The following is a 9553-nucleotide window of genomic DNA, read 5'->3' as shown; positions in this document are numbered from 1 at the left end:
GAGCACAGGCCCACAATTAGGAGACACGCCCTAGATGGCGGTCGTCTACAGCGGCGCAATCTTTTAACCAAAGTGGACAGCGCGTCCGCGATCAGTCCCCGCTCCCCTGATCGTCGAAGGCAGTAGCGTCGTGACGGTTTCGATGCGCGTGATGATCGCGAGGGATGGCTACAAGCACCTCCTGCGCACGGTCGCGGCCAAGGACGACGACCGCGAGCCAACCCCGTAGGGCCGGCAAAGTAGTTGCGTTTCGATCGGGTAGTTTCTGCGGTTCCCAGATTACGGGCTTAAGGGTCGTTCGTGCTGTCCGCACAGGCCTCAGTCAACCTGCGTCTCGATGCAGTAGCGTCGCAGTTCTGCGATCATCGCGGTCTTGGGGGTGCTGACGAAGCGGAACGCATGGCTGAAACGGACGCGCATTCCTCCAGCCTCGAGGTAGCCGTCGCAGGAAGCGCGTCGTCCGTGGGTGACGACAGAAATGACCTCCACCCGCTCGGGAGAACGGCGGGCGCACCTCTCGGGCTGCACTGGGGCCGCTGTGTGTGGATTTCTCGATGAGCGTCCAGCTCATGTCATCGGCAAGCCACTCGGAGAGGGCCTCCAGCTCTCCCTTGGCCCGGTTCACAACGAAGTCTCCGTCAACGCACTTCCGTGAAGACTCATGGTGCTATGGCTCGATCCGATGCGCCCGGCCTTTCTCCGCGATCGGCACGCACATTTCGATGGGTCTATCAGGCTCCCAGCTGACCTGTCCTTGGTAGATGATGCCGAGTTTCCCGGTGGCGCCGTCTCGCTAGTCGGCCATGGCGAAGCAGTGTCGCCGCCGTGTTGCTCCTGCTCACGTCTCACAACTCACATCGAGTCGCCGCTCGCCCATGAGCCGAACTTCGGGGACGCTGCTGTACCACGCATGATGAGAATCACGCAGGGCACGTAGAGTGCTGCGGCGCAGAGCCAGAGGAAGCCGTCGGCGTTGATGTAAGTGAGCGCGAAGATCGTTGTGAAAGCGACCGGTCCGAAGATCGATGTGACGCTGTTGATGCTGGCGAGCACACCCTGGAGGCGCCCTTGGTGCTGTTCATCGACGCGCTGGGAGAGAAGGGTTTGCAGAGCGGGGAGGCCGATGCCACCGATCCCCAGTGCCGCCAAGATAGGCGCCATGGAAAATGCGTCAGTGACAATCGCCAGGCCTACGAGACCCAAGGCGTCGGTAACACACCCGATGATGACTGTTTTTGCCTCACCGATCCACTCCACGATGCGGCCAGTAAGGAGGGCCTGCACGAGAACCTGTACGATCCCGAAGACGGACAGGGAGATTCCAACTTCGACGGGACTCCAGTCGAGGCGGTGTTCAGTAAACAGCACCCAGGTCGCACCTGGAGCCTGCCCAATGAATTGAACAAGGCCGAATGCGACTAATAGGAAGGTAATCCCAGGCACCGCGCTGAGGCCGGGGCGACCACGATGCTGAGCGAGCGACGCAGAGCGCGCAGGGGAATCAGGACGGGTCTCGCGTAACAAGATAAAGGTGAGTGCCAGATTGCTCGCTGAGAGAAGAGCAGCGAGCAAAAACGGCAGATGTGGCGAGATGGCACCGAACAGTCCACCCATGGCTGGCCCCGCGATCATTCCGCCGCCATAGCAGGCACTGAGTAAACCGAAACGCTTGGCGCGCTGGTGGGGTGGCGTGATGTCGGCGATCACGGTGGCGGTGACCGCATTGGTCGCTCCGGTTATCCCAGCCACTGCACGGGCGATATAGAACACCGACAGAGCGGATGTCGTGGCGAGCACGAGATAGTCGACGGTCGCACCGGCCAGGGAAACAAGCAGCACCCGGCGGCGGCCGAATCGGTCCGACAGTGTTCCCAGTACGGGGGCAAAGATGAACTGCATTACCGCGTAGAGCGCGATCAGCACTCCGACGTTCAGCGGAACCGCATCAGCGGTGACCCCTGCCTCGTGTAGCAGTGCGGGGAGAATCGGCATCACCAGGCCCATGCCGGCGGCGTCGAGGCTAGCCGTGATGAGGACCGTGGCCAACGAGCCACGAGCGGAAGTGAGAGATGACACCTTATCAACGATAAAGTTATCGATGATAAAGTGCAAGCATGGCTCAGAAACAAGCGCGACTCGATCGTGCAGCAGTCTTGCGCGGTGCGAGGCATGTGCTCAATAACACGGGGATCGACGGTTTCACCACGCGGGCGCTGGCTGCGCATCTGCGGGTGCAGCAGCCAGCGCTCTACTGGCACTTTCGGACAAAGGGCCACCTGCTCGGATCGCTCGCAGCTGATGTGCTTGATCGCGAACACCACGCCTCACTCCCAGAGTCAGGGGAGCGCTGGGACGACTTTCTCCTGCGCAACGCGCGGAGCTTCCGGACAGCGCTTCTGGCAGTCCGGGATGGAGCACGGCTGCACGCAGAGTTTCACCGTCAAAAGAGTGACCAGATGCCAGCGGGCTCGGATGCCCCCGAAAGTCAGATCGAGTTTCTCGTGTCCGAAGGATTCGCTGAGGTCTCTGCGGTCCGAGCTCTCATGGCTATCAGCCGCTATACGGTCGGTTTCGTACTAGAAGAACAAACAGCGCTCGACAACGGATGTGAGCCTGTCGATCAAGACCTAGATTTCGAGTTCGGGTTAGTTGCAATGGTTGAAGGGCTGGCATCAAAGCGATGAGGGATGCTCGCGCTTTGGGTCTCTGCGTCAGTAAGGTCAATCCTTTCCCGCTCCCGCAGCACCTCCTCCGCGATACTGACGATTCGCTCATGGCTACGGAGCTCACTAACGAGCAAATCAGGGACCGTATGCATGTCGCGTCGCGATCGCGGAACGGCACATCAGCAGCATCTTCACCATGCTCGACCTTAACGAGCGCACAGGAAACAAGCGCGTCATCGCCGTCCTCGAGTACCTCAAGAACTAAGCGTCGAGTGCGTGACCGGCGCGATGACCATAGGTAACGGCGGTTTAGCATCGGTGCCGCATCTTGACACGACTCAATCCGCGACAGCTAACCTCCGCATATGGAGTTCGACGGAATGGAGATCCCCGACGATATCGAGGTCACGGTCTGGGGGAGCAACGAGCACCGGCTCTGTAACGTCTGCCGCGCAGAATGCGACCCCGAGCCGAGCGGCGCCGACGGGTACGGCGTGTGAATCGTCTACGTCTGCCGCGACCACGGAGTCCAATCCGTCGTGGACCCATTCGAGCATCTCCGTTGAAGCGCGCTCTTCGCTATCTCCCTGCATTGACGCAAACATCGCGCTCTCCGCCTTCCGAGGGTAGATCCCAAGATCTGCGGCGCACCTGCCCAGTGTGACGATCTCGATCAGGGTCATGACCGCTGGGGACGGGTACCGGTACCTGCTGAACGCAGTTGTCGCTGGCGACGGGGATCGCGATGCGTCGTCAGCGCTGACAAGGTACTACCTTGAAGCAGGAACGCCTCCCGGCATCTGGCTCGGGGCCGGCCTCCCAGGACTCGCCGGAGAGATCGCCGTCGGTGCCTCGGTGAGCGAGGAGCAGTTACGGCGCCTCATGGGGCACGGGCAGGATCCGAACAGCGGCGAGCAACTGGGGCGTCCGTACCGAAAGTTTGCCACCGCGGGCGAGCGGACGCAGCGCCGCCTCGATCAGCTCCCGAAGTCCCTTACCGCAGGTGAGCGTACCGCGCAGCAAGCGCTGATCGAGGCGGAGGAAGCACAGAAGCCAACGAATGCGCCGGTCGCAGGGTTCGATCTCACGTTCTCGGTCCCGAAGTCCGTCTCGACCCTCTGGGCAGTTGCCGACGGCGGCACGCAAGCACTCATTGCCCAAGCTCACCACGCAGCGATCCGAGACATGATCGCCCTACTCGAGCGCGACGTCGCGATGACCAGGGTCGGCGCGAAAGGGGCGCGTGGCGCCGTCGCGCAAGTCGACGTGCGGGGTGTGATTGCGACTGCCTACGATCATTACGATTCTCGGGCCGCGGATCCACAACTCCACACGCACATTGTCGTCGCCAACCGCGTGCAAGCAGCTCATGACGGGAAGTGGCGCACGCTCGATTCTCGCGCTATCCACGCCGCCGTCACCGGCCTATCGGAGCATTACAACGCGGTCCTCTCGGACCATCTCACTCAGATCCTCGGCGTCGGGTGGGAAGCCCGTGAGCGCGGTGCGGGGCGCTCCACGGCGTGGGAGATCGTTGGCGTGCCGCAGGAGCTGATGGACGAGTTCTCTTCCCGTACTCGCGATATCGAGCAGGTCAAAGACCGGCTGGTCGACGACTACGTCTCGAAGCACGGGAGGCAGCCGTCCCCGAAGCTGGTGTGGCAGTTCCGGCAGCAGGCCACGCTCGAGACTCGGCCCCCGAAGCAGCAGCACTCTCTCAGCGATCTCACCTCCCAGTGGCGAGAACGCGCGACCGCGTTGCTGGGTGAGGACGCGCCAACCTGGGCGTCGGCACTGCTCGCCGGTAGTGAGCACGAACCGTTGCTGCGGGCAGACGATATCCCGTTGGAGGATCTCGAGGAGGTCGCCGAGGTCGTGGTGCAGCAGGTCGGTGACCGGCGAGCGACGTGGAAACGGTGGAACCTCCACGCGGAGGCCGTGCGACAGACGATGGCTCTCCGCTTCGCGTCCGCGAACGACCGGGACGTCATCACCCAGCAGATCGTCGATGCCGCAGAACGGGTCTCGCTGCGCCTCACTCCGCCCGAGCTCGCGAAGAGCCCCTCGCTGTTTCGTCGCGCGGACGGGTCGAGCGTGTTCCGACCCAAAGCCGGAACGGTGTTCTCCTCCGAGCAGGTGCTCGCGGCAGAAGACCGACTCCTTGGCGCGTCGAATGATCGGTCGGCGCCGACCGTACCGCTGGCATGGATCGAGGACGCTGCCAGAACGAAGAACCGCGACGGGCACACCCTGTCGGTGGACCAGGAGCAGGCGATCGCGAAGATCGGCGTCTCCGGCCGCGTCCTCGACGTACTCGTCGGCCCCGCAGGGACTGGGAAGACCACAACGATGCGTGCCCTGCGCCGAGCCTGGGAGCGACGCTACGGGCCAGGCTCGGTGACCGGGCTCGCGCCCTCGGCCGCTGCCGCCGACGTCCTCGCCGGGGATCTGGAGATCGGGACGGAGAACACGGCGAAGTGGCTGCATGAGCATCGCCTCGGGAAATGGAACCTCACGCGCGGACAGCTCGTCATCATCGACGAAGCCTCCTTGGGTGGCACGTTCGCGCTCGATGCCATCACCAGTCACGCCCAGCAGGTCGGCGCGAAAGTGCTGCTCGTGGGCGATTGGGCGCAACTCGCAGCGGTGGACGCGGGCGGCGCGTTCGGGATGCTCGTGCGTGACCGCGGCGACGCCCCGGAACTGGTCGATGTGCGTCGCTTCCGAAACGACTGGGAGAAGCAGGCGTCCCTGCAGTTGCGGATCGGCGACACCGACGTCATCGATACCTACATTGCGCACCAGCGCGTCACGCCGGGCGGATATGACGAGATTCTCGAAGCCGCCTACCAAGCCTGGCGCACAGACCTCGCAGCGGGAAAGAGCACGGTGCTGATCGCGGAAACCCTCGACACGGTCTCTGCGCTCAACACCCGCGCCCGCACCGACCGAATCCTCCAGGGCGACGTCGCTGTGGACGGCGTCAAACTCCATGACGGCAACGAAGTTTCCCGCGGAGATCTCATCATCACCCGCGAGAACAATCGGCGCCTCTCGCTCGGGCGAAGCTGGGTGAAAAACGGCGACCGCTGGCACGTCGCCCATGCGAACGACGACGGATCCCTCACCGTGCGGCGGGCAGGATCGAAGCGGCGCACCACGATCACGCTGCCCGTGAGCTACGTCGCCGAGCACGTCGACCTCGGCTACGCCGTCACCGCGCACCGTGCCCAAGGGGCCACCGTCGACACCGCACACGCGGTCGTCCACTCACCGGAAGTGACCCGAGAATCCCTCTACGTCGCGATGACCCGCGGCCGCGAATCCAACCGCGTCTACGTCGCCACCGACGAGCATCACCTCGAGGAGCATCAGCACCGTGAGGACCTGCAGAACACCGCCCGGAGCATCCTCTACGGGATCCTGCAGCACCCTGGCGCAGAGCTCTCCGCACACGACACGATCACCGTGGAGCAGGACTTCTGGGGCTCACTCGAGCAACTCGCGGCCGAGTACGACACCATCGCACAAGTCGCCGGACAGGAACGCTGGATCGCCCTCCTGCACGCCGGAGGCCTCACGGCGGAGACGATCGACGAGCTCGTCGAGACAGACGCCTTCGGGATCCTCACCACCGAGCTGCGCAGGCTCGAAGCCGACGGGCACGACATCGACAGTCTTCTCCCGCGCATCATCCAGGTTGGAGGACTGGACGAGGTGCAGGATCTCGGGTCGCTGCTGCGTTACAGGCTCCAGCGCATCACGGCGGCCTACCAGCCTGCTCCGCAGCGGACCGCCAGGATGATCGCCGGCCTGGTCCCGCGCGCGACCGGGATCACCGATCCCGCGATGAGGCAAGCCCTCGACGAGCGGGAGCAGCTCATGGAGCAGCGCATCGATGCCCTGGTCGAGAAGCTCCTCAAGCAGCCAGAGCCCTGGTTGACGGGACTCGACGAGACCGCTCCCGCAGAGGGTGAGGCTGCGGCACGGGCGGTCATTGCGTACCGCGACCGGTGGGGCGTCACCTCGAGCAGCCCACTCGGAGCGGTGCCCGGCGACGATGCTCAGCGCGTCGACTACGAACGCGCCCAGGGCGTGCTCGTGAGCCTTCAGCAGACCGAGCACTCCCCGGAGGAAGTGCGGTCCAGACGGAGTCAGAGGCGGTCGATTTCCTGATGTATGCGGCCGATATTCTTAGTGCATGACGCCAACGAACCGCGCGCGGATCTCTCGCCAGACGCGCTCAAACGTGTTCGATTGGCTCTCGCTTTCCGAGTACGACTGGTCGGGGCGGCTGCAGCATCCGCAGTTCCTCGCCCGGCTCTACGACTTGGAGGAGCTGCCGAGCAGAGACCACAGGTACCGCACTGCCAGCGGCGACATCTACCAGCACATGGTGAACAACTGGGACTGGGAGGATGACTGGGTCTTCAACGACGACCGTTTCCAGCTTCGTAACGGCAGCGACGAGACGTTCCTCAACTTCTTAGCCGAGACAGTCCATCCCATTGTCCGCGACGATCCAGACGCCGCTGCCGCGATGGTCGCTGCCTACAATGACACCCTCCGCCGAGATGGGTATGAGCTCATCGAGACAGACCGTTTCGGAGATCGCATCATCTATGGCTGGCGTCAGATTTCCGCGTATTACGCCCCAACCGAGCTAACGCTCGCCAAGACGCCCGACCTCACCGAGAACTCTGTGCTGCGCCGTCACCTCGATCTAATCAACCGCGACCTCAGCTCAGATCCCGCTGCGGCGATCTCCTCCTGCAAGAACCTCCTCGAGAGCCAGTGCAAGATCGTGCTCACGGATCTGGATATCGAGTTCTCCGAACGAGACGAGCTCCCGGCTCTTTTCGCAAGCACCGCATCGGCACTCGCGATCAATGCCGACGCGGTAGACGGCAGCAAGCGCGGCAGCGACGCCCTCCGCAAAGCGATGCGCGCCCTCTCCACTCTCGTGCAGTCCGTCGCGGAGGCACGCAACTCAATCGGCGACGGGCATGGCTCCGTCAACGAGAGCCCCGCGACTCCACGACATGCACGCCTCGTGTTCAACTCGACTGTTGCAGTCGCGCAGTTCATCGCCGACACCTGGCACGAAACCTCCCATGAGCAAAAGGCTGCGCTGGGCTCCTCCTTCTGACGCTTCTCCACTCCAATCCGCAAGCGGAACTCCACCGCTCTTCCGCACTCCAACCGAGCAGCGTAGACTGCGAAATGGCAGGACAGACCACGCGCGAAGCCTGACGTCGGGCGGAGCAGACCGCCCCAAGAAGCCTCGGGGCACTCACCACACAGGACCAGCCACATCGAAGTGCTCCCGTGTGAAAAGTGAGGCCATCATGAATCTCATGCAGCGTCTGTGGAACGCCAGCGTCCGCACCCGCATCTTCCTGCGCCGCCGCATGCCCACGAACATCCTGCTCGACAAGATCCGCACCCGCCGAGGCCTCAAATGGGGTGTCCCAGCGATGCTGTTCGGCGGCATCTACCTCTTCGCCGCCGCCATGTGCATCACCCTCATCCAGTACGGCTGGAACCAGGCGCTCTACCTGCTGTTCCTCCTGCTGCTGTGGAACGGGATGAAATTCCTCTGGATCGGGCCGTGGAGCCTCATCCGGCTCGCTCATACCCGTATCTGTGAGCACCGAGTGCAGACCTCGTCGCTGCAAGCGGGAAATTCGTCATTGAGTGCAGACTCTTCAGACTTGAGGGATGCAATCTCCACAACTCGATAGCGTCAGCACTACTTCACCAGACGACCAGCCCTGGGAAACGGGGGTGGCGACTCGTGGCTAGACCCCGTACCCCCATCGGCACCTTCGGCACTATCGCGACCTCCCGCACCGTCCAGAAGCGGTATGTTGCCCGCACGAGATACCGCGACTGGGACGGCAAGAGCCGCCACGTCCAAGTCACCGCCGACACCCGCGCTGCAGCCGAACGTGCTCTGAAGAAGAAGCTCGCTGAGCGAGACCTTTTCCAGCCAGGGTTCTCCGGTATGACCGCAGATAGCCCGTTCCCCGCACTTGTCTCGTACTGGTTGGAAGACATGGAGCTCGAGGACCGGCTCTCTCGAACCACCCGGCTCCTATACGAGCGGAACATGCGAACTCTCGTCCTCCCATTCTTCAAGGAAGTCACACTCCGCGAGATCGGTGTCGCGCGCTGCGACTACTTCCTCAAGCAACTCGCGAAGCAGAGCTACAACCGTGCCCGGCAAGCGCGTGTCGTCCTCCGCCTCGCGCTCGCTCTCGCGGTCCGCCACGAAATCCTGTCACGCAATCCGATGGATCATGTCTCGCGTCTGCGCCGTCCGGTTCGAACGCCGGACGTCTATTCCTGGGAAGAGATCGCAGCCATCCGGTCTGGAATCAGGACGTGGGAGCAGCGGGAGGTCACGGCCGGTCCGCGCCCAGATGGGCAACTCGGTCAGATCGTGGAGGTGCTACTTGGCACTTCGGCCCGTATCGGTGAGGTGCTCGCGATTCGTCTCGGGGATCTCGACCTCGACGCGCCGATCCCTGCAGTGAGGATCTGCGGCACGATCATCAGCAGGAAGGGGGAGCCCACGCATCGGCAGGATCATCCGAAAACGGCCCGTTCGGTGCGCCGAGTCGCCCTTCCAAGCTTCACGCTCCGCGCAGTCCGGGAGAGGTTGGAGCAGATCCGGTTCACCCACCCTGACGCGCTGCTGTTCTCGACCCGCATCGGTACTCCGCATACGACGAACAACGTCCGGAGGCAGCTTCGCGACGTCATGGACCGCGCAGGTGTTCCCGACGTTACCCCGCACCGGTTCCGCCGCACAGCGGCCACTGCGATCAACGAGATCGGTGGCCTCCAACTAGGGCGTGTCTCTTATATGCGTAACCAGACCA

7 protein-coding genes are annotated in these 9553 nt (G+C 63.3%); 5 read left to right on the top strand and 2 right to left on the bottom strand.

Going from position 1 to position 9553, the window contains the following annotated elements:
• Nucleotides 1–852: 852 nt before the first annotated feature.
• Nucleotides 853–2076 carry a tetracycline efflux MFS transporter Tet(33) gene (gene tet(33) / locus HMPREF2757_RS06455; RefSeq protein WP_074690335.1) on the bottom strand — a complete coding sequence of 408 codons (1224 nt, stop codon included), beginning with the start codon at nt 2074–2076 and terminating at the stop codon, nt 853–855.
• Between the two features lie 38 nt (nt 2077–2114).
• On the opposite strand from tet(33), the gene HMPREF2757_RS06450 reads away from it, so the two are divergent.
• Nucleotides 2115–2684, top strand: a complete 570-nt coding sequence (locus tag HMPREF2757_RS06450; RefSeq protein WP_010154754.1) for a TetR/AcrR family transcriptional regulator C-terminal domain-containing protein — start codon at nt 2115–2117, stop codon at nt 2682–2684.
• 320 nt (nt 2685–3004) lie between these two features.
• Here the strand turns inward: HMPREF2757_RS06450 and HMPREF2757_RS06445 are convergent, their stop codons facing one another.
• Nucleotides 3005–3259: a hypothetical protein gene (locus HMPREF2757_RS06445; RefSeq protein WP_141750202.1), complete on the bottom strand. Its 255-nt coding sequence runs from the start codon at nt 3257–3259 to the stop codon at nt 3005–3007.
• A gap of 67 nt (nt 3260–3326) precedes the next feature.
• On the opposite strand from HMPREF2757_RS06445, the gene mobF reads away from it, so the two are divergent.
• From mobF to HMPREF2757_RS06425, 4 genes are all read left to right on the top strand, one after another.
• Nucleotides 3327–6842 carry a MobF family relaxase gene (gene mobF, locus HMPREF2757_RS06440; protein ID WP_040504913.1) on the top strand — a complete coding sequence of 1172 codons (3516 nt, stop codon included), beginning with the start codon at nt 3327–3329 and terminating at the stop codon, nt 6840–6842.
• A gap of 25 nt (nt 6843–6867) precedes the next feature.
• Nucleotides 6868–7815, top strand: a complete 948-nt coding sequence (locus HMPREF2757_RS06435) for an abortive infection family protein (RefSeq protein ID WP_081473272.1) — start codon at nt 6868–6870, stop codon at nt 7813–7815.
• Between the two features lie 199 nt (nt 7816–8014).
• Nucleotides 8015–8410, top strand: coding sequence for a hypothetical protein (locus HMPREF2757_RS06430; protein WP_010154750.1), 396 nt, complete (start codon nt 8015–8017; stop codon nt 8408–8410).
• A gap of 53 nt (nt 8411–8463) precedes the next feature.
• Nucleotides 8464–9553 (top strand): tyrosine-type recombinase/integrase (locus tag HMPREF2757_RS06425; protein ID WP_070574460.1); only part of this gene is annotated, 1090 nt, incomplete at its 3' end.

It is taken from the genome of Brevibacterium sp. HMSC063G07 (assembly GCF_001810665.1).
Taxonomy (GTDB): Bacteria; Actinomycetota; Actinomycetes; order Actinomycetales; family Brevibacteriaceae; genus Brevibacterium.
Note: the sequence above shows the minus strand (reverse complement) of the source record. Positions and strands in the feature narration are given on the sequence as shown.

Coding starts and splice junctions, on each gene's coding strand:
- HMPREF2757_RS06450 (WP_010154754.1), top strand. CDS start 2,115: ATGGCTCAGAAACAAGCGCGACTCGATCGTGCAGCAGTCTTGCGCGGT.
- HMPREF2757_RS06435 (WP_081473272.1), top strand. CDS start 6,868: ATGACGCCAACGAACCGCGCGCGGATCTCTCGCCAGACGCGCTCAAAC.
- HMPREF2757_RS06445 (WP_141750202.1), bottom strand. CDS start 3,259: ATGCAGGGAGATAGCGAAGAGCGCGCTTCAACGGAGATGCTCGAATGG.
- HMPREF2757_RS06430 (WP_010154750.1), top strand. CDS start 8,015: ATGAATCTCATGCAGCGTCTGTGGAACGCCAGCGTCCGCACCCGCATC.